The 20,276-nt window shown below is 37.8% G+C and carries 19 protein-coding genes; 12 read left to right on the forward strand and 7 right to left on the reverse strand.

Translation table 11 applies throughout. The annotated features are described in order from the left end of the window. Nucleotides 1–101 precede the first annotated feature (101 nt). Complete coding sequence (gene yccS, locus ACLKML_RS01060; protein WP_413283245.1) at nucleotides 102–2,255, reverse strand: YccS family putative transporter; 2,154 nt, start codon at nucleotides 2,253–2,255, stop codon at nucleotides 102–104. Nucleotides 2,256–2,575: 320 nt separating this feature from the next. Here yccS and helD point away from each other — a divergent pair, with 320 nt between their 5' ends. After that, nucleotides 2,576–4,648 carry a DNA helicase IV gene (helD, locus tag ACLKML_RS01065; RefSeq protein WP_413283246.1) on the forward strand — a complete coding sequence of 691 codons (2,073 nt, stop codon included), beginning with the start codon at nucleotides 2,576–2,578 and terminating at the stop codon, nucleotides 4,646–4,648. Nucleotides 4,649–4,734: 86 nt separating this feature from the next. Here helD and ACLKML_RS01070 read toward each other — a convergent pair whose 3' ends face one another. Next, nucleotides 4,735–5,190 carry a methylglyoxal synthase gene (locus tag ACLKML_RS01070; RefSeq protein ID WP_413283247.1) on the reverse strand — a complete coding sequence of 152 codons (456 nt, stop codon included), beginning with the start codon at nucleotides 5,188–5,190 and terminating at the stop codon, nucleotides 4,735–4,737. Nucleotides 5,191–5,719: 529 nt separating this feature from the next. Here ACLKML_RS01070 and ACLKML_RS01075 point away from each other — a divergent pair. Continuing rightward, nucleotides 5,720–7,363, forward strand: a complete 1,644-nt coding sequence (locus ACLKML_RS01075) for a SulP family inorganic anion transporter (RefSeq protein ID WP_413283248.1) — start codon at nucleotides 5,720–5,722, stop codon at nucleotides 7,361–7,363. A gap of 140 nt (nucleotides 7,364–7,503) precedes the next feature. After that, nucleotides 7,504–8,520 carry a 23S rRNA (adenine(1618)-N(6))-methyltransferase RlmF gene (gene rlmF, locus ACLKML_RS01080; protein ID WP_413283249.1) on the forward strand — a complete coding sequence of 339 codons (1,017 nt, stop codon included), beginning with the start codon at nucleotides 7,504–7,506 and terminating at the stop codon, nucleotides 8,518–8,520. A gap of 22 nt (nucleotides 8,521–8,542) precedes the next feature. Here rlmF and arfB read toward each other — a convergent pair whose 3' ends face one another. The 3 genes from arfB to ACLKML_RS01095 form a co-directional block, all read right to left on the reverse strand. Continuing rightward, a complete protein-coding gene (gene arfB, locus ACLKML_RS01085) occupies nucleotides 8,543–8,962 on the reverse strand; it encodes an alternative ribosome rescue aminoacyl-tRNA hydrolase ArfB (protein WP_413283250.1) in 420 nt (139 codons plus the stop codon). A 74-nt stretch (nucleotides 8,963–9,036) separates the two neighbouring features. Then, nucleotides 9,037–9,510, reverse strand: coding sequence for an FKBP-type peptidyl-prolyl cis-trans isomerase (locus tag ACLKML_RS01090; RefSeq protein WP_413283251.1), 474 nt, complete (start codon nucleotides 9,508–9,510; stop codon nucleotides 9,037–9,039). A gap of 10 nt (nucleotides 9,511–9,520) precedes the next feature. Then, complete coding sequence (locus ACLKML_RS01095; protein WP_413283252.1) at nucleotides 9,521–10,147, reverse strand: thioredoxin domain-containing protein; 627 nt, start codon at nucleotides 10,145–10,147, stop codon at nucleotides 9,521–9,523. Nucleotides 10,148–10,324: 177 nt separating this feature from the next. On the opposite strand from ACLKML_RS01095, the gene ACLKML_RS01100 reads away from it, so the two are divergent. Then, nucleotides 10,325–10,927, forward strand: a complete 603-nt coding sequence (locus tag ACLKML_RS01100; protein WP_413283253.1) for an OmpA family protein — start codon at nucleotides 10,325–10,327, stop codon at nucleotides 10,925–10,927. A gap of 226 nt (nucleotides 10,928–11,153) precedes the next feature. On the opposite strand, the gene ACLKML_RS01105 is transcribed toward ACLKML_RS01100, so the two are convergent. Then, nucleotides 11,154–11,618 (reverse strand): CreA family protein, encoded by a 465-nt coding sequence (locus tag ACLKML_RS01105; protein ID WP_413283254.1) that lies wholly within the window; start codon nucleotides 11,616–11,618, stop codon nucleotides 11,154–11,156. Nucleotides 11,619–11,847: 229 nt separating this feature from the next. Here ACLKML_RS01105 and ACLKML_RS01110 point away from each other — a divergent pair, with 229 nt between their 5' ends. From ACLKML_RS01110 to ACLKML_RS01140, 7 genes are all read left to right on the forward strand, one after another. After that, nucleotides 11,848–12,384, forward strand: a complete 537-nt coding sequence (locus ACLKML_RS01110; RefSeq protein ID WP_413283255.1) for a hypothetical protein — start codon at nucleotides 11,848–11,850, stop codon at nucleotides 12,382–12,384. A 194-nt stretch (nucleotides 12,385–12,578) separates the two neighbouring features. Further along, complete coding sequence (locus ACLKML_RS01115) at nucleotides 12,579–13,286, forward strand: HAD family hydrolase (protein WP_413283256.1); 708 nt, start codon at nucleotides 12,579–12,581, stop codon at nucleotides 13,284–13,286. A 283-nt stretch (nucleotides 13,287–13,569) separates the two neighbouring features. Next, a complete protein-coding gene (locus ACLKML_RS01120) occupies nucleotides 13,570–13,953 on the forward strand; it encodes an NADH:ubiquinone oxidoreductase (protein WP_413283257.1) in 384 nt (127 codons plus the stop codon). Between the two features lie 237 nt (nucleotides 13,954–14,190). Next, nucleotides 14,191–14,424, forward strand: a complete 234-nt coding sequence (locus ACLKML_RS01125) for a hypothetical protein (RefSeq protein ID WP_413283258.1) — start codon at nucleotides 14,191–14,193, stop codon at nucleotides 14,422–14,424. Between the two features lie 140 nt (nucleotides 14,425–14,564). After that, nucleotides 14,565–15,569 (forward strand): response regulator, encoded by a 1,005-nt coding sequence (locus ACLKML_RS01130; protein ID WP_413283259.1) that lies wholly within the window; start codon nucleotides 14,565–14,567, stop codon nucleotides 15,567–15,569. After that, nucleotides 15,569–16,003: a PAS domain-containing protein gene (locus tag ACLKML_RS01135; protein ID WP_413283260.1), complete on the forward strand. Its 435-nt coding sequence runs from the start codon at nucleotides 15,569–15,571 to the stop codon at nucleotides 16,001–16,003. The genes ACLKML_RS01130 and ACLKML_RS01135 overlap by 1 nt, the downstream gene beginning before the upstream one ends. A gap of 22 nt (nucleotides 16,004–16,025) precedes the next feature. Beyond that, nucleotides 16,026–17,507 carry an NAD(P)H-hydrate dehydratase gene (locus tag ACLKML_RS01140; protein WP_413283261.1) on the forward strand — a complete coding sequence of 494 codons (1,482 nt, stop codon included), beginning with the start codon at nucleotides 16,026–16,028 and terminating at the stop codon, nucleotides 17,505–17,507. Nucleotides 17,508–17,565: 58 nt separating this feature from the next. Here ACLKML_RS01140 and ACLKML_RS01145 read toward each other — a convergent pair whose 3' ends face one another. Next, nucleotides 17,566–18,075 carry a DUF2301 domain-containing membrane protein gene (locus tag ACLKML_RS01145; RefSeq protein ID WP_413283262.1) on the reverse strand — a complete coding sequence of 170 codons (510 nt, stop codon included), beginning with the start codon at nucleotides 18,073–18,075 and terminating at the stop codon, nucleotides 17,566–17,568. Between the two features lie 392 nt (nucleotides 18,076–18,467). On the opposite strand from ACLKML_RS01145, the gene ACLKML_RS01150 reads away from it, so the two are divergent. Beyond that, nucleotides 18,468–19,511, forward strand: a complete 1,044-nt coding sequence (locus ACLKML_RS01150) for a GMP reductase (protein ID WP_317715796.1) — start codon at nucleotides 18,468–18,470, stop codon at nucleotides 19,509–19,511. Nucleotides 19,512–20,276 lie beyond the last annotated feature (765 nt).

Genomic DNA, 20,276 nt, shown 5'->3' on the forward strand with positions numbered 1-20,276 from the left:
GTTGTTAGCAAATATAATTGTGTTAGGGGAAAGAATTGTAAGAGCAGTGTCAGATTACATCAAAGTAATGTCAAATAGGACGATGCCTTAATATTCACTGTCTACGTTTTTGTTCGTTTAGCAAAAGTATTCGCCAAGGACTGTAACTCTGGCATCATCCGAAAAATGAGATGCAGTTGCTGTAAAACCATATTCGCTGACCCATCTTCGTTAATACGCCATTCTGACAGTTTTGATTCAATATCACTGTAACTTTGTTTTGTAATGGTCGCTTCACAATCATTAAGTAGCTGTTGTTGTAATGAGTCCAGTAGAAAATGTATCTCTCGGTGTGCTTTTAAAATGAGTAAATGAGTAGATTGGTCTGAAATTCTTTCTCGGTGCGCTCCTAGTGCAGAAATGTAACTCAACAAAGCGTGATTTAAAGTTAAAAATCGAAAACTATCATCGACGGACGAGCGATATTTCCCGGGTTCAGTTAACATATTGTTGATTGCAGAACTGAGCAAAGAGGCTTGATTATGAGCATGCCGCCGTGCAATTCGATAAGTTAAATCGTTTTGCTTGCCTAGTCGATATTGACCAATGATCTGTGCTAAATACGATTTATTTGCCGCAATAGTTTCAGCCATAACACTGTGTAAACGTTTCGACTGCCAATCAGGCAGGATATAAGTCACTGCACCGACTGCTAATAAACAGCCAACGACTGTGTCTGTAAGTCGAGGGAAAATAACTGCATATCCTCCACCTAGCTGATTGAAGCTAAATAACACTAATATGGTAATAAATGCGGTAGCGTAACTATAATTATTGGCTCTGAAGACAAAAAATGCCACACCAGATAAAACAATAATAATCAGTTGATATAACTCCGATGGAAATAGTGCCAATAATACCCCACCAAGTAATAAACCAACTAACGTGCCAATAACCCGAGATGTTAGTTTTTGTTTTGTTGCGCTGTAATTTGGCTGACAAACAAACAGCGTTGTTAGAAGTATCCAGTACCCCAACTCAATATTAAAAACCTGGATAATGCCGTAACCTAAAGTTAAGGCAATAGATAGCCTGACCGCATGACGAAATAAAAGTGACGACGGCGTTAAATTAGATTTAATTCTTAACCACATATCCTTGAGTGAATGTGCTTCGGTATCATATAAAGTATCATCACTATTATTTTGTATCGCATCTGGATTACTTACATTAGAAAGTAACTTTTCCACAGTGATCAGGTTTTGATATAAATAGCCCAACTGCTGTAAAGAGGTTGGGTTAGTCGTCGGTTGTTGTTTTAGATAAGCGACTGATTTTTGGATATCTTCAAGTGCATGATTAGATTCAGCACTGTGTTTATAAGATTCTCCCGAATTAATACAAGTGGCAATTTTAGAGCAAGCCAATGCCTGTAATTCAAGTAGATATTTAAACCGGAACATAACATCGGAATGAATAAATGAATGCGCGAGATCTTGATATCGATAGTGAGTTGAACTCATTCTTTCGTGAATATCTTGTGCTAAGAAGTATATTTTTAAAAACCGATCACTGGGTCCATCAACCGAACCTCTTTTAGAACGAGACAGAAAAGTTTGTTTACACAAATTAAGTGCATCAACCGTATTAGTATTAAGTTTAGCTTCTTGAATGCGATAAGGTTGAGGGACTAACTCATTGCTTGGGTGGAATAATGATCGTTTGGCATTTAAATAGATAGAAAGCTGTTTAAATACATTGGCTAAATTCTGCTGAACTGGACGAAGTGGAGCGATACTGAACCAAATGGTAGAAACAAAAAAATACCAAATAGAGCCTGTTAAAAGTAAAATTGGCTGATGCCAAATATTGGGGCTAGTGTCTGCGCCTAACATAGTATAAATGGCGACGAGCAGCGAACCAAAAGCTATTTTAGCGTATCGTGGACCTATTGCGCCGATCATAATGAAGGCAATGGAAGAAGAAAAAAGTCCTAGTGCAAAAAGTAACGGACTGTTATATAGAATTTCGATTGAGAATGTGGCGATTACGAAGCAAATGAGAGTTAAAGATTGTGCTTTAATTCGTCCCGTAAAATTGTCGTCCGATTCCGCTAAAGCGGCTGCAATGACACCTAAAATAAGCAGTGTCGCCATGTCTTGTTTTTGGAGGTACCAACATGGTAGTGTGACACCAAGCAATGTTATCAGTATTAGAACGCTATGATTTATCGCTGGGTCGCCCCAAACTCGACGAATATTGCTTTTTATATGCACGATAGTTCAACTTTTTATTGGACGGATTTAAATTCAATGGTTTTTACGTTTGGCACGAATGCATTGAGCAATTTTGCGTTAATAGCTTAAAAAATCAATCAAAAAGTGAATAATTATTATTTTATCTCAATAGTACAGTGAGATTAGTACCATTAACTGTGCTCTATAATACCTGCAAGTATTTTCGGGACAGGTATTTGATTTTGGGCTAATAGATTCATCTTAGGTAAATAGGTTAATATTGTGTAAAAATATTGGCTTTGTGTAAAAACGCGGATCATGTGTTAACGCATTGGATATCGGTTATAAATGGAGAAGGTATGGAATTAAAAGCGAGCGACTATGCTCAGTTTTTTATTCAAAAACAATACAACCAAGTTGCGATTGAAGATAATTATTTGGTGATTTCTTCGAATGATAAAGAAGAAAGGATCCCGTTTTCTGTGTGGAATGGCGAAGTGGTCATTGAGAGAGGGCTGGTATGGGGGACGCTGACTTTTAATTCCTATGTAACGGAATCACATTTTACAGCATGGATTGTTCAAGGTTTACCTTGGCAAAATTGCAAGCAATTTGCTAGCCAAGCAACGCATCTATACCGTCAATGGCATAACCAGCAATGTAAGCAATTAAACCAATGCCAACCAAAATGGCAAGAAGAACTCAATATTTTGAAGAAACAGCCAGCTTATTTACCAGATTCTCAAGTATACGTTTGGCGAGATGAGGTTTTACGGCAATTGAACGAGATGAATTTATCGTTGGAAGACGCTGAGCAAAGAATACCTAAGTTGATGGATGAACTTTTACCTTGGCTGGTTGATATTGAAACAGTGGTTGATGAAAGAAACGAGCTTTGGCTTCAAAATGAAAGAGTTAATTGGGAAGTGCTATTTTCTCAGATCGAATCTTCACCGCTCAATATTTCGCAGCAACATGCTGTTTTACTCAATAACGATTATAATTTGATTTTAGCTGGTGCAGGCACTGGAAAAACAAGTGTGCTAACGGCTCGTATTGCCTATTTGCTACAAAGCCACTTAGCGCAACCAGAGCAACTTCTTATGCTGGCATTTGGCAAAGACGCAGCCAAAGAAATGCAGCAACGACTAAAGAATAAAATTGGATCGGGCGCAACGGCAGTAACGGTTAATACTTTTCATCAACTTGGTCTTAAAATTATCAACACAGTTGAAGATAACAATGTACAGTTAAGCCCTTATGCGACTGATTCGAAATTAAAAAGAAAATGGTGTAGTGATTGGTTGAAAGATCATTGGACTAAAGATGTTAATTTAAAAAGATGGCGTAAGCATTTATCTGTTTGGCCCATAGCTTTTCTCCAAGGTGATGAGGAATTAGCATCTCAGTCTGAGAACAGTAAATTGTTAGCATGGATAGAGACTCAGTTAGATCAATTGTGCAGTGTTCATCGTTCAAAAAAATATCTGCAGCAACAGTTAATTGACCAAGACGAATATCCTAAACTAAATAGTGAACTATCTCTAATTTGGCCATGTTATGTTGCATGGCAAGCCATGCTTAAAGAGAGCGGTCATATAGATTTTTATACCATGATCACTCGAGCCACAGAGTATATTGTGAAAGGAAAATTCTGTTCTCCGTGGCGCTATATCATGGTTGATGAGTACCAAGATATTTCACCAGATAGAATTGCTCTAGTAGAAGCGTTATGTCGTAACCAAAAAGGGGAGACGTTATCATCGTTGTTTGCGGTGGGGGATGATTGGCAATCAATTTATCAATTTGCTGGGTCGGATGTCGATTTAACCACAGGTTTTGCGCAACGATTTGCTAGCTCCTCAATACACAGTTTAGATATGACATATCGGTTTAATTCTAAAATTGCAGATGTTGCTAATCAATTTATTCAGCAAAATCCGAATCAGCTCGAGAAAGAATTTGAGAGTGTTCATCTTCAACAACAAAATTGCGTAACAATCTGTCATGCTAAAAAGATTGAAAAATGGTTGGATCAGTTAAATAGAATAGCCGATCGCCAAAAATCTGTTTTACTATTAGGTCGAAATCATAGCCATAAACCTGATTTATTGAGTGATTGGAAACGTACCTTTACTCATTTAAACATTGAATTCATGACTTGCCATGCCAGTAAGGGTAAAGAAGCTGATTATGTATTTATATTATCAGTGGATGAAGGGCAGTTGCCTGCAAAAACTCGACAAAGACATTTAAATAGTGTGCTCTGTGAAAGTAGTGATGATTATCCTTTTGCGGAAGAACGACGACTATTTTATGTGGCAATGACTCGAGCAAAGCAACAAGTTTGGATCACGTATAATATTAGCCCATCACCTTTTATCACTGAATTGTTGAGTGCTGATTACGCTATTGTAAATCAAATTGATTGAGTTTAGCCGCTGATCCAAGCTGTCTACTAACAAGGAGCCTTTTGGCTCCTTGTTGATAATCTATCGTATATCACATCTATCTTAAATCAGGTCCTGTCGGATAAATAAGATTGATAATCGGGAATTTCGATGGTCACTTCTTCTTCCAGTAATTTGGATTCAAATAGGAATTTAGCTGAAGCCCGGTTAGTTGCAACAGGGATATTCCATACACTGGCAATGCGTAACAATGCTTTTACATCGGGATCGTGTGGAACAGAATTCAATGGGTCCCAGAAGAAAATTAACATATCAATTTTTCCTTCTGCGATAAGTGCGCCTATTTGTTGATCTCCTCCCATAGGACCAGAAATCATACTTTTAATGGCTAATCCTGTTTCTTTGCTTAGCATACTTCCCGTTGTGCCAGTGGCATATAAAAAATGGCTTTGCAGTTTGTCTTTGTTTTCTTTAACCCAACGCAAAAGTTCTGGTTTATAGTGATCATGTGCAACGAGTGCAACGTGTTTATGCGCAGGGAGTGTTCTTGTGGTTACTTTCATTATTATTTCCGTTGTTATTACCGTCTCAGGTACTGCTGTTTATGAGTTATACCTGTCAAATTTGATTACACAGTCTTGTCGTCATTATCCTTCGACATAAAAGCTGTTCAACATAGAGCAAATTTAGTTAACACTTGAATATAAATATAATATTAGGTGCTTTATCTATTGTATACAGGTAATTCTGATGAGAGTACACTTTTAGCGTTTTAAGAAGCAGTGGCCCCATTTTTAATTATCCATCTAATCATATTGATTCATTATTTAACAGCGATGAACGTCACTAATTACAACTTTGGAATGGATATTAAGTTACTCGGTTACTGATAAATTTCTTAATAACTATCCACAAACATGAATTGGAAATGGTATTTAAATGTTGCCATTAGTACGTAGACCAACATTTATTTAGCTTTGATCATAATGTCAGCATGACATCGTTGTTATAGTCGCGCACGTCCAATGTTATAGGATTGGTTATTTAAAGAATGAGTTATTTAAAATTAAGTCGTGGTGTAAGGTAAATAGCATGATAGCGGTTAAAGAAGCGTATAAAGCTGGGTTATTAAGTAAGAACAATTGGTTAAAAAATGTATTGTCAGGGGTTATTGTTGGGGTAGTTGCTCTGCCATTAGCGATGGCTTTTGCTATAGCATCTGGCGCTAAACCGGAACAAGGCATATATACATCAATAATTGCTGGTATCGCGGTTTCTCTTTTCGGTGGAAGTCGGGTTCAGATCGCCGGACCAACAGGTGCGTTTATCGTCATTTTAGCTGGTATAACCGCAGAGCATGGTGTTATCGGCTTGCAAATAGCCACTCTGATGGCTGGTATTATACTATTCATCTTTGGGCTGACTAAGTTAGGATCAATAATCAAATTTATTCCAGCGCCGGTTATTGTAGGCTTTACGACGGGTATTGGGGTAGTAATCTGGGTTGGTCAATGGCAAGATTTTTTTGGTTTACAAGCTGTGTCAGGAGAACATTTTCACGAGAAACTGGCTCACTTAGTACAAATGTTGCCTCAGCTTCATCTAACGACCACAATGTTTGGCGTGTTATCACTCATGGTATTAATTTTAGCGCCGAAAATGCCTTATACTAAAAAAATTCCCGCACCGTTGATTGCTTTAGTTTTGGCAACATCGATTCAAGCAATATTTCAATTTGATGGAATAAGAACCATTGGTACCGCATTTGGTGGCATTCCGGTAGGGCTCCCTACTTTTGAACCATTGCATTTCGAATGGGGTCAAGTTATTAACCTTATTGGTCCTGCATTTGCTATTGCGATGTTAGGTGCCATCGAATCATTGTTGTCTGCTGTCGTCGCTGATGGAATGGTCGGTAGTAAACATAACTCAAATCAAGAATTAGTTGGGCAAGGGATAGCAAATATAGTTGCGCCATTATTTGGAGGTTTTGCGGCGACAGGCGCGATTGCGAGAACAGCCACCAATATCCGAAATGGTGGGAATAGCCCTATTGCAGGTATTGTTCATGCTATTACACTGGCATTTATCGTTGTTGTTTTGGCACCATTGGCAGACAATATTCCTTTAGCAACGTTAGCGGCAATTTTGTTTGTTGTTGCGTGGAATATGAGTGAAGCAAATCATTTTATTAAAATGATTCGTACAGCACCCAAAGCAGATGTTGCGGTGTTACTGATCACGTTTGCTTTAACCATTTTTGCCGACCTTGTCGTGGCAGTAAACATTGGTGTTATTCTTGCTATTCTCCATTTCATGCGTCGTATGGCATCAAGCGTTGAGGTGTCACAACAAACATCCGATGAAATAAATAAGCAAAGGCGTCGAAATGGTGCAACGACTTTGCCGAAAGGTACCTTGATTTATAATGTTGATGGACCATTCTTTTTTGGAGCAGTAGATAGCTTAGAAAGCACTTTGCTTGCAACAGTCACTCAGCCAGAGTATTTAATTATAAGACTCAATTGGGTACCATTTATTGATATCACAGGAATTGAAGCCTTAGAAAAAGTAATTAAAGCGCTTCAATCAAGAGGCATTAGAGTCATGCTCACTGGGGCTAATCCTCGTGTCGATAAAAAATTAGCCAAAGGCGGTATATTAAACTTGGTTGGCGACTATTATTACTTTTCTGATTTTGAACACGCCGTTAATGCGATCATCCAACGTCAATAAGGCTTGCACTATTGGCCATAAGATTATGTTAACGCATAATTTATAGGTTACCGTGCATGGTAAATAACGAAGATTGTATTGGAGATAAAATGCGTTATGAGTTATAAATTACAAAATACTCATTTAGTAGTTTTGAGCTAATGAAAAACACCGAAAAAACAACCACTAAAATTGTTAAACTTAAACAAGCCGCTGGTTTACACAAAAAAAATAAGCATATTGGACGTTATGATTTTAGTGCTCTAATTCAAGTCTTACCAGAATTAGAAAAGTATGTGATTGAACCACCACATGGTGGTAAAAGTATCAATTTTTCTGATCCTGTTGCGGTTAAATTGCTTAATAAAGCATTGTTGATTTTTCATTACAACGTAACGTATTGGGATATTCCTCAAGGGTACCTTTGTCCTCCAATACCAGGACGAGCAGATTATGTTCATCGACTTTCAGAGCTATTAGAAAGAGATAATCCTAATTTAGATCATTCGTTAATCATGGCGCTCGATATTGGACTGGGAGCGAATTGTATTTACCCAATTATTGGTTGCGTTGATTATAATTGGAAATATGTCGCTAGCGACATTGATCCAGTATCAATATCTTGTGCCAATGTGATCGTGCAGAACAACCGTGCTCTAAAAGATCAAATAGAATGTCGATTGCAAAGTGATCATCAATATATGTTTAAAAACATCATTCAAGCGGATGAGCTTTATGATGTAACCATGTGTAATCCACCATTTCATAAATCTTTGCAAGACGCACAATCTGGTACTGAGCGTAAACTGAATAATTTGAAGAAAAACCGGTCAAAACGAAGCACATCTTCCCCGAATGAACAAAATAAGCTTAATACAACGCTTAATTTTGGTGGTCAGAAAGCTGAATTATGGTGCTCGGGAGGAGAAGCCGAATTTATTAACAAAATGGCAACTGAAAGCAAGCAATATGCACAACAAGTGCTGTGGTTTTCTACATTGATTTCAAAAAAAGACAATGTTCGTTGGATGCAAAAGAATTTGGTTAAACTTGGCGCGGCCGAAATTCAGATAGTTACAATGAGTCAAGGTCAGAAAGTGAGTCGATTTATTGCTTGGACATTTAAAAATGAAGAGCAGCGTGAGCAATGGTGGCAAACTAAGAGCAGGCGTATGTAGATAGCAGATGGAGTTTATCTGTCTATCTATCTGTTCGAACTTTTTGTCGTAATGATTTAGTGCGTCCTTTTAACACTTTTGTGTCCACGCGTTTTTTTTGTGAGGAGCGTGTGGGGCGAGTTGCACGCCTTGGTTTGTCAATTTGTATTGCTGAGAGTATTAGTTGCTGTAAGCGGTTAAGTGCGTCTTCGCGATTTTTTTCTTGGGTTCGAAATTGTTGCGCTTTAATAATAATGATGCCGTCTTTAGTTATTCTGCCATCTTTACTATTCAACAAGCGTTGTTTGTAGAAATCAGGTAGCGTTGAATGTTTTATATCAAAACGTAAGTGTATGGCACTGGATACTTTATTGACGTTTTGTCCCCCAGCACCTTGTGCGCGTATCGCGGTTAATTGAATTTCCCAATCGGCAATTTCTACGCTATTTGAAATTTTTAACATGGCTATTCCTAGGTAAAATATAAATACAGAGTCATCTTGTGTAGTAAGACAACTCTGTCTATTTGAGGAAGTATTTATTTGATTTCGAGAAGTTCAATATCGAAAATAAGTACGGAAGCTGGAGGAATAGGACCGGTTCCTCCTTTTCCATACGCTAGATTACTCGGAACAAACAGGCGAATTTTTTCGCCTACTACCATCAATTGAACACCTTCGGTCCATCCTTTAATTACTTGATTTAGGCCAAACGAAATAGGTTCATTACGTTCAACCGAACTATCAAATACCGTTCCATCAATTAAGGTTCCATGGTAATGAACAAGCACTTTACTCGTTTTAGTCGGGTGTTCGGTGCCTGTGCCTTGTTTTAATACTTTATATTGTAAACCACTTTCGGTCGTTATAACGCCTTCCGTTTGGGCATTTTTTTCGAGAAAAGTCTGCCCGATTAATGTGTTGGCAGTGACAATTTTATTGTTGTTCCAAGTGCGATAGATAAAAAATGCTGCCAGAAGAAAAATAATAATAGGTAGAGTGAATTTTGACACAGGGAATCCTTTATTCAGGTTGAGAAAGTAGGTAATTAATTGTCTTAGATAGGTCGCTAATATCTTGATGACCCTCGGTGATCAGCAGATATTTACCTTTGATAATAAAGCTCGGTACGGAGTTAATATTTGCTTTATTGGTTACGGTCGTTGCAAGCTGCATATATTTAGCAAGTTGAGTGCCTTGTTGGCTATCAAAATCATATGGGCTCACTAAATTGTTAGTGGTAAAGACATTTTCAATGATCTCTTTTTGTTGTGCAGTTGTGTCGGTTTTAGCCTGAACAGCTGAAAAGAGTTGGTCAATCAATTGATGACTCGGAGCGGTATTTAACTGCATTACCGCCGAGTAATAAAGCAGTGCGCTAGTCTGGGCATTCTTATTGAAAGTAACGTGAACTTTACCAACTTTTTGCTCGGTTTGTGATTCAATCTCAGGTATCGATTTTTCCATGTTCCAGCAATGGCCGCAAGTTAAGGAAAAAACTTCGGTGATTGGATCTAGAGTTAAATCGGTTAAATCATTTTCCAACAAAGCGTATTGTTTTCCCAATTGTGGGCTACTATTGTCACTACAAGCAGTAATAAAGAGTGTTATCCAGATTGTAATCAAGAAGTAAGTGATTTTTTTTAACATGTCATTAGACCTAGTTTTAATTTTGATGGTAATACTACCGTTTGTTTTCGATGTATAAAAGAAACCTCTAACAAAAATGATAAAAGATAAACAAAGTCATCGATAATTCATCAAGAAAATCTGAATCGTGCCGATAATCTGTCTAAGTTAAATGTAAATTATGCCTTTGGTGATGAAATGAGATTGATAGTTAATGCAATTATTCTCCTATTGACGGGTTGTGCAACCATTGATCAGATAAATAGGTTGGACACAGCACCACAAAGTGAATACCAATTAAAACATCCTGAGTGGGCCGGTACATCGACTGCCACGGGAGCTGATGCTATGTCGGGATCAATTCAGCCAACAAGCATGAATAAAATGAATTTACTCGCTGGTTATTTGTCACAACAGAATATTGGCTTTAATGTTTATTCTGGCAGCCATACCATGCTCGAGTTAAATGAAAATATTAATTTCTCAACTGGTTCTGCGCATTTATCTGGAACGGCCATAAGTTGGTTAGATAAATTAGCGGCAGTGTTGGTTGATTATAAGAGTATCGAAGTTATTGTTAATGGGCATACCGATAATACAGGCGAAACGAAAAATAATGAGCGTCTATCTGAGAGGAGAGCAGCAGAGGTTAAATCTGTATTGTTGCGGCAGTCTATTAATTCAGGGAACATTTATATTCGTGGTTATGGTGAGTATATGCCGGCTTGCAGCAATCAAACGGTTCAAGGTAGAGCTTGTAATCGACGAGTTCAAGTGACCCTGATTTTACCTAATAACTAATAACTAATAACTAATGATAACTAGGTGTACAACATTACGGCTGTTTGGATAACAACACAGTATATTTAAGATAATATATTTCAGACAAGACACATGTATTAAAAAGGTTACGTCATAATGACAGGACAGTAACCTTTTCTAGCTCATGTTTCTTTTTCTACCTAACAACTTGTAAATCGATCTTTGTTAATTAATCTTTGAAGGCAGCAAAGCAAAGTCGGAATAATTACTGTTGTCCTTTCTCTACATAAGCCTTAGTTCCCCACAATGGCACGGTAGATAGGCTGTGTTTGAAACTACCTTCTGTTTCTTTGGTTGTATACGATAAATAGAGTAGGGTTTGATTTTCTGAATCGTAAATACGTCTAACTTTCATATTTTTAAAGAAAATACTTTTTGATTTCGTCAAGATAACATCGCCAGATGTGCTCTTATCTATTTTCGCTATCATATCGGCGGTTATTTCACCGGTTTGTCGACAAGCTATAGAGCTATCACTAGGATCAGAGAGGCTAAAGTTTGCTTCGATTGAGGCCACATGGCAAGTAACACCTGTTACGATAGGATCACTCATGTGATCAAGTTTGATGTCTTTCATAGTGAAAATACCTAAAGAAACATCACCAACTTCATTATCTGAGCAGCCTAATAGTGCGGTTGTTAAGCCCAAAGCTACAAGGAGTTTTTTCATCTTCAATCCCTACAAGTCAATTTAATAGCAGAGTTTATCACACTGAGTTAAAGTCAATTACAATTAATGTGCGGCAGTTTGAGATTCAGCCATTATGAAATGAAGTACTTGTTGTTCATTTTTAGGGTAGGTATGCTTTGACGATACCGCTCAAATTTTTCTGATGGTGTGGGTAATGCTAAGTTGTCTGATATTTGAGCAATGATTCAATAAGAGAACGTAAATATCTATGCCTTCAAAACAAGAGTCTCCAAAATCTATGTCAGAACTAACGCAACTAATTAACAAAAAACATCAATGGTTACTAAGTCAAGTTGACGTTACCTTTCCTACACCTGAAAGTATTCTTGGCCGTGATCTGTATATCAAACACGAAAATACCATTAGTTACAAACTATTGGATGTAGATGATGGGTTAGATTCTAGTTTGCTCGATGATCTGTATTTGGTCGACTTTCATCGGCTTACTGTCATGTTTTCTCAGCTGCAAGCATTGCAATGGGAAGACAAACGCGAACAAGAGTTTGTGTTAGAATTTTTTGCTCAAATTATTTTATCTGATCAACACGACTTATACGTCGGATTTAAAAATAATCAAGCGATAATTGGTGCGATATTGACAGAAGACAAGTTGGGACATTTGCTAATTTCAGATGTTGCATCATTAACTCATCATTGTTGTTTAACTAGGTTGTTTTATAGCAAAGTAATGGAGCAATACAATCATCGAAATAGTGCAATTAAGGCAATGTATGTACCTGTTTGAAATTATGCTTACTATTTATACGTAATTGTTCAATTAAAGTGATCAGCACTAACTTTTCGGTTTTTATTGTGTGCGTATGCAGCATTATTCTTGGTAAATTGTTGTTCTTTTCAACCGACCACTCATTATTATCTTATGTTGAATAATCCCAATTACTTGATTGGAAATAAATTCAGTTAAATACCGAGGTTATAATGGCTCAAAGACTGTATAAAATACGCTGTGTCCTTTTTGATTGTGATGGTGTGTTAATTGATAGCGAAAGGTTATGTTGCAAAGCGTTGATGGAAGTATTCTCCAAATATAATCCTCAGCTTAATATCAATGATTTTATGGTTGGTTTTCAAGGAGGGAAAGTCGCTGATATATTAGCTCATACTATCCAACGATTGAATATTAATGCCGTCATTGATGATGTCGAATTAGCCTACCGAGATCATGTAAATACGCTGTTTTTAAATGAACTTCAGCCAGTTAAAGGTGTTAGTCAATTACTCGAAAAGTTAACCGAACTTGGAATTGAATATTGTGTTGTTTCTAATAGTCGCAAAGAAAAAATGGAAGAATCTTTACAGTTAGTCGGTTTAAAAGAGCGATTTGATGGCAAAATTTTTTCTGCATTTGAAGCGAACAGTTGGAAGCCAGATCCAGATTTGTTATTGTATGCTGCTATGAACATGGGATATTCCACAAATGAGTGCTTATTTATAGACGATACGGCCAAAGGCGTTGTAGCCGGTAATAGGGCCGGAATAACAACCATTCATTTTAATTCAAATGGTGCCGCGTATTCTTGTTTGTCCGATAATGCATTAGAAATACAAAGTTTGGCGGATCTTTCACAATTGTTAGAAATAACCGCGCTATCAGTAGATGAAAACAGCACTAGTACATCGTACTAAGTCGAACTTATTCATTATCAGACATATTTAATTACAATTTTTATCGCGATCGTAAGTAGCGAAATTTTTGTAATATGCACTTTTTCCTAACTAATACTCTCCTTAAAACAACACATTATACTGATAACATCACTATCAACTATTTGCATTATTTTTTCTTATTATCTGATAAGAAAAATTCATCCTAATATGGTTGTGTTTTACGCTAAAACAGCGACAATTACCTGAAATATAAGATTGCACTTTTGAAAGGATTCTCAAATAGTTGTATGAGAGGTAAATTGTGAAACTTTTTCTGGTTTTAGCGGCTTCAATTTCTGCGGGAGTGATCTCTGCAGATCACTTTCATTCGTTCATGTTAGGCCTAACGGTAGCTTCATTAGCGGTTGGTAGTTGCTATTGGTTTGCCTTTAGAACAACGCGCTTTCCGCAACTTGCCTTATTACTATTACTTTGTGGTATTTTCTCAAAAATAGTGATTACCGCGGTTGGTGTTGGAATAGGGGTGCATACTGAGATTATCAGTTCGCCATTAGTTTTTGCTCTATCTTATTTGTTCTTTTCTCTTGTAGTGACGTTTTTATGGTTTAGTTATCGCGACAGCATAACGAGCCTATCAAATAATAACACCAAATCAGAGCATAACATCGAGCATCATACGATCTAGTATCATGCGTTGATCCTAGTGAATGTGGACGTTATGATTCTTATTTAGATAGTAAGCCAGCGTATTTGCTGGCTTTTTTGTGTCTACCTAGCCGATTAGCTTTTCAGCAAACGCGTCTTTTCTCACTATGCCAATTGATAAGACCAGCAACTAAAAATTAGACTATAGTCCAACTGCGTTATGACTAAATTAATCATAAACTGTCTTTAAATAACTTGATATTAGTGGGTGGCAAAGATGGCCGAGAGTCTGTATTGGTTAGAAAAAGGCTTTTTAGTGTTTGGTGTGGTGTTTGTTCTAACTGGCATAATGCATTACGGTAAAAGAAGTCAGGATTGGAAAGGTATTGTCACTATGTTTTATCGACGAGTTCCTTTATCTATCGCAGAATACAAATGGTATCGACTAGGGATCGCTTTAGTCTTTTTTGCGGTTGTTTTACGTATTGTCGGGTTAACACTTTGGCCGTAAATTAAAGGTTAATCATATTTTTCGTAGGCTAAAATTGTGTTTTATTCAGTTTTTGGCGTCAGTCGGTTTTTATTATAATGCGTTGCTGTATATCTGATACTATATTGCTTATATACCTTGTAGTTAAATAATGGTGACGCATGTCCTACCCAGTGCTTATTTGTGATGACTCAGCATTAGCCCGTAAACAGATGGCTCGTTCGTTACCAACTTGGTTGAACGCCGATATTACCTTCGCCGTTAATGGGTTGGAAGCGCTTGAGTTACTTGGACGACAAAACTTTAAGCTTATGTTTTTAGACCTCACTATGCCTGTGCTTGATGGTTACGGAACATTAGAGAGAATTCAGCAACAAAAGCTTTCAATTGATGTAGTAGTCGTATCTGGCGATATACAGCCTAAAGCGAAAGCGAGAGTTGAATATCTTGGTGCCAAAGACTTTATCCAAAAACCGATGGATAAAGAGCATTTAAAGAAATTGTTACACACGTTAGTGCCTCGCGAACAAATACCTTCTGTTATTTCAACCAGTATCACCCACCTTCCAGTGCTTAAACGCCGTGATATTTATATGGAAGTTGCCAATGTGTCTATAGGGCGAGCCGCTGATGCTTTAGCCCGGCATTTTGACGTGTTTGTTCATTTGCCGTTACCCAATGTAAATATTTTTGAAGTAACCGAATTGCATATGGCGCTGTCTGATTTAGCCGCTAATGATCAGGTTTCTGGTGTTTGCCAAGGATTTAGTGGTGAGGGAATTGCTGGAGAAGCATTGGTTTTGTTGAGTGATTCTAGCATTACTGATTTAAAAAGCTTGATGAAAGTGCCAGCAGAAAGCGATGAACTAGAAGAATTAGAATTGCTGATGGACGTTTCCAATATCCTGGTTGGTTCTTTTTTAAATGGCTTAGGCCAGCAAGCCGAAGTGCGTTTCTTTCAAAGCCAGCCGGTATTGTTAGGCCAACATATCCCTATAGAATCTGTTATTGAATCGACATCTGGTTCCTTTCAAAAAACTATGACGTTTGAAGTTTCCTATAATATTGACAAAACCAGTATCCGTTGCGACCTATTATTTATGTTCGTTGATGAATCACTACCTATTTTAGACAATAAACTGGCGTATCTAATGGAGGACTTGTAATGATAGGGTTACCAGCGGAATTTGAACAGTTTCATTGGATGGTTGATATGGTTCAAAATGTTGATTTGGGTTTGATTGTTTTGGACAAAGATTTTAACGTGCAAGTATGGAATGGGTTTATGACTCATCACAGTGGTAAACAGTCTAACGATGTTATTGGTCAGTCTATATTTGATATTTTTCCAGAAATACAACGCGATTGGTTTGTTATTAAATCTAAGCCTGTTTTTGATTTAGGTTGTCGAAGCTTTATAACATGGAGACAACGACCTTATTTGTTTAAATGCCGTAACGTGCGACCAATTACCCAGCAAGCTGACTTCATGTACCAGAATGTAACGCTAAACCCTATGCGTACCCCTACAGGAGCAGTGAATTCTTTATTTCTTTCTATACAAGATGTAACCGCTGAAGCCATGATGGATAAGAACTAAAATTTGCTAAGGAGCAACTAGAGTGACTCAATCGAGTATGCCTTTATATACGGCAGAGCAGATAAAAACAGGTGAGCAAAATATAGTCGAAGAACTCAACATTGACATGTTTGAGTTGATGATGAAAGCGGGACAAGGTGTATTTTCCCACTTGCAGGCACTGTATCCCGATGTTAATAGTTTGCAAATATATTGTGGCACTGGTAACAATGGTGGCGATGGCTATGTTGTTGCTCAGCTTGCGTTACTTTCTGGTTACAGCGTAACAGTTGTACAGTTAGGAGATAGTGAAAAAGTAACAGGCCATGCCAACATTGCGCAAAAATTATGGCTAGAAGCGGGCGGGCAGATCACTCAGTTTGACAATTATCAACCAGTCAATGACGGGTTAATAATAGATGCACTTGTAGGTACAGGATTAAAAGGTTCACTTAGTGATGCGTACGTAAAGGCAGTCCATAGCATAAATGACTCTGATCTTGATGTCATTTCGATTGATGTTCCTTCAGGCTTATGTTCGGATACTGGTGAAGTTTTTAACAAATGTGTTAAAGCATCACACACGATTTGCCTAATTGGTTTAAAAAGAGGTCTATTTACGGGCCATGCGGCTGAATATTCAGGTAAAATTATTTTAGACGATCTGTCAATTTCTCCTGATTTGTCACAATTAGATGGTTCCAATTGTTATTTATTGACCAAACAAGTTATTGAAGGATGTTTATCACCGAGGCGCAAGACCGCACATAAAGGTCAGAATGGGCGAGTGCTCTGCTTAGGAGGTGACCGTGGAATGTTTGGAGCGATTCGTTTAGCATCGGAAGCGTGTATGAGAGTTGGAGCCGGTCTAACCAGAGTGGTTACCCAGCCGGAAAATGTCTCTGCATTGGTCAGCGCAAGACCTGAAGTGATGGTTTTCGATTGGCGTGGCAATAGTAGCGAAATCAATGATCATCTCTGGTGGGCTGATGTTATTGCTTTAGGGCCTGGTTTAGGAAATTCCAGTTGGGGAAGATCGTTAGTTGGTTATTCTAGAACGGCTGAAAAACCAATGGTAGTAGATGCTGATGGGTTAAATATATTAGCTAAAACACCCGATTTTAATGGCCGAAGAGTCATAACACCGCATCCTGGTGAAGCCGCAAGATTGCTTAATTCAACCGTGGAAGAAGTCGAGCAAGATCGTTTTGCAACTGCACGAGCGTTACAATTAAAATATGGCGGTGTTGTTGTATTGAAAGGTGCAGGAACCATCGTATATAACGGCGATAGGTTCTGGGTTTGTGGCGCAGGAAATCCCGGCATGGCAAGTGGAGGCATGGGCGATGTACTAACAGGCGTAATAGCAGGGCTAATCGCACAAGGCTTCACAATATCTCAAGCGGCCATAATTGGTGTTTGGGTGCATTCAACGGCTGCCGATCAATGTGCAAAAAAAGAAGGCGAGCGCGGTCTACTGGCTTCTGATTTGTTTCCTTATATTAGGCAGCTCGTGAATTTATAAAATGAGGTGTTGTCGACATGAGCATCCACTTAGCGACGAAATGTTGTAACAGATAATATTAACTTTGATACTTAGTTTTATCGCCAATATCGAAATGCCTCGGCATACGCCATTTAGCGATGCTGACCACCAGAAATAATACAGCAGAGCTCATAGCTAATATTTTAGCCATGAGCTCTGCATCCAATTGTAAACTAAACCACAGCGCTGCTAAAATAAAAGGTTGTAAAGGCAACCCCGGTATTTTGAAACAGAAATATTCTTTAAAACACAGCCCCCCCAACGTTATAAACGCGCCACCAAGGCCAATTTCTGGGTAACCAAGTAGAACACAAATTAAGCCTACCCAAGTTGCCATTTGCAGTAATAATCGGAATGATTTTATATAAATATGCAACGAGGAAGCACACATTATTGCGCAAATAAATAACCAGTTTTGTACTGGATATCCGGTATTCCAAGGTAACAATGCTACAACGGGAAAACAGAGTGTAAAACCAAGTCTATAGATAATAACGGTGAGATGATCAAGCCAGTCTAGGTCGGATTTAATATGAGGGTCAGCCATAAGTTTTATCGAAAAATTTAAAGTAATGTATGGTAACAATACTCTGCTATGAGAACTTGAAGCGGATCGACTTAATTGCTAATCGTACAACTCTATTTTTTAATTGAATAGCGATTAAAGCAAAATACAGAGAAAAAACCATGCGAAGGAAGAGTAAGCAAATGATAGGAATTAAGCTTGCAATATAAAAAATGATAGCATAAATTTTATGAAATTATCAGACTTGTAAGCAAAGAATTGCTCGCTATAATGTTGAAAACCGGAGTGCCTGCAAACGCTCCGGTTTTTTTTGTGCCTGAAATAGTTGCCAGACGATCAATGGCCACTCAAGTATTCAGATGCAATCTAGATTAGTTGCAAGGCACAAAGTTAATGACGATAAGGAAATAGATATGCGTATAGAACAAGAACTGAAACTAGGATTTAAAGACGTACTCTTTCGTCCTAAGCGTTCAACATTGAAAAGCCGTTCTCAAGTGAATTTAACGCGTGAATTTATCTTTAAGCACAGTGGGCGTAAATGGTCTGGTGTGCCTGTTATAGCCGCAAACATGGATTCGGTTGCAAGTTTTGAAATGGCAGCGGCATTGGCTGAACATAATGTTATGACAGCAGTACATAAACATTACAATGTTGATGATTGGAAAAGGTTTATACAAAATGCAGATGAAACAACGTTAAATAACGTTATGGTATCTACGGGTACATCGGAAGATGACTTTCAAAAAACTAAAGATATTATGGCATTAACCGATGATATTATTTTTATCTGTGTTGATATTGCCAATGGATATTCGGAACATTTGGTCGAGTATGTAACCAAAGTTCGCCAAGCATTTCCAGATAAAGTGATCTCTGCAGGTAATGTGGTGACGGGAGATATGGTCGAAGAACTGATCTTAGCAGGTGCAGACATTGTAAAAGTAGGTATTGGTCCAGGTTCAGTCTGTACAACTCGAGTAAAAACCGGTGTAGGTTATCCGCAACTGTCGGCAATTATTGAATGCGCAGATGCGGCTCATGGTCTTGGTGGTCGTATAATTGGGGACGGTGGTTGTGCTTGTGCTGGCGATGTTTCTAAAGCGTTTGGCGGCGGAGCAGATTTTGTTATGTTAGGTGGGATGTTGGCTGGTCATGAGGAATCAGGCGGTGATAAAGTAGAAGTGAATGGTGAATTATTCATGAAATTCTACGGAATGAGTTCACAGTCTGCAATGGACAAGCACTCAGGTGGCGTTGCCAAGTATCGAGCAGCAGAAGGGAAAACGGTGTTAATTCCATTCCGTGGCACTGTCCACACTACTATTTCTGATATTCTTGGTGGTGTACGTTCAACTTGTACCTATGTGGGTGCAGCAAGGCTCAAAGAGTTAACCAAACGAACAACATTTATCCGTGTACAAGAACAAGAAAACAACGTTTACGGAAAAGAATAATGTTTACTTATTTTCATTGTTTGTGTTGATACAACCATAAAATGGTTGTTTCAACAGTTTGTACAAATAAGCATAAAGCGATATTGCCTTTTTATTTTATAATCTTATATAAGTTTAGACATTTATTTAAAGAGGCAATTTTACATATCTGAGATTAATTTAAATCTAAGCGGTATTTATACTGATCTCGAATTAGCTTTTCATTTTTCTGCATGCAATTTAACTAATTCTTACGGCAATAACATTTATCCGTTTTCTGGCTTAAAATTGAGTAACAAAATTACGCTAAGGGACCAGAAATATTTGGTTTCGATGTGAAATTACGCGTAAGTCCGATTGCAGATGTTGGTGACTGTATAGTAATTATAAAACACGCTACACAGGTGTTTACTGCTGATGAGGCTTCACATTTATTGTCTCTAGTATAACGTGTACCATCTTGATAGTAGCAATTTTTTGTTGTTAATAGCATTAGTTCACTCCTTCAGTCACCTCATTGTTGAATGTATTGACGGAGAAATCGCAATAAACTGTTCTTTGCTACTTTCTAAACACCACATGCATAAACAATCTAAAATCTGATTGCTTTGAATGTTTTTGTAAACGACCCCAGTTACCTTAGTAGGAAGTCCACACTCTATGCAGTTGTCCAATTCTAGGTCGGGTAAATATTCAGAAATTTTCATGCTTTGATTCCTACTGGTCAGTCAGGACTGGAAATTAATATAAAATATCAATGAATCAGTTAGAGTTATGTAAAATTTA

This window comes from Vibrio sp. MA40-2, assembly GCF_047302445.1.
Lineage (GTDB): Bacteria > Pseudomonadota > Gammaproteobacteria > Enterobacterales > Vibrionaceae > Vibrio.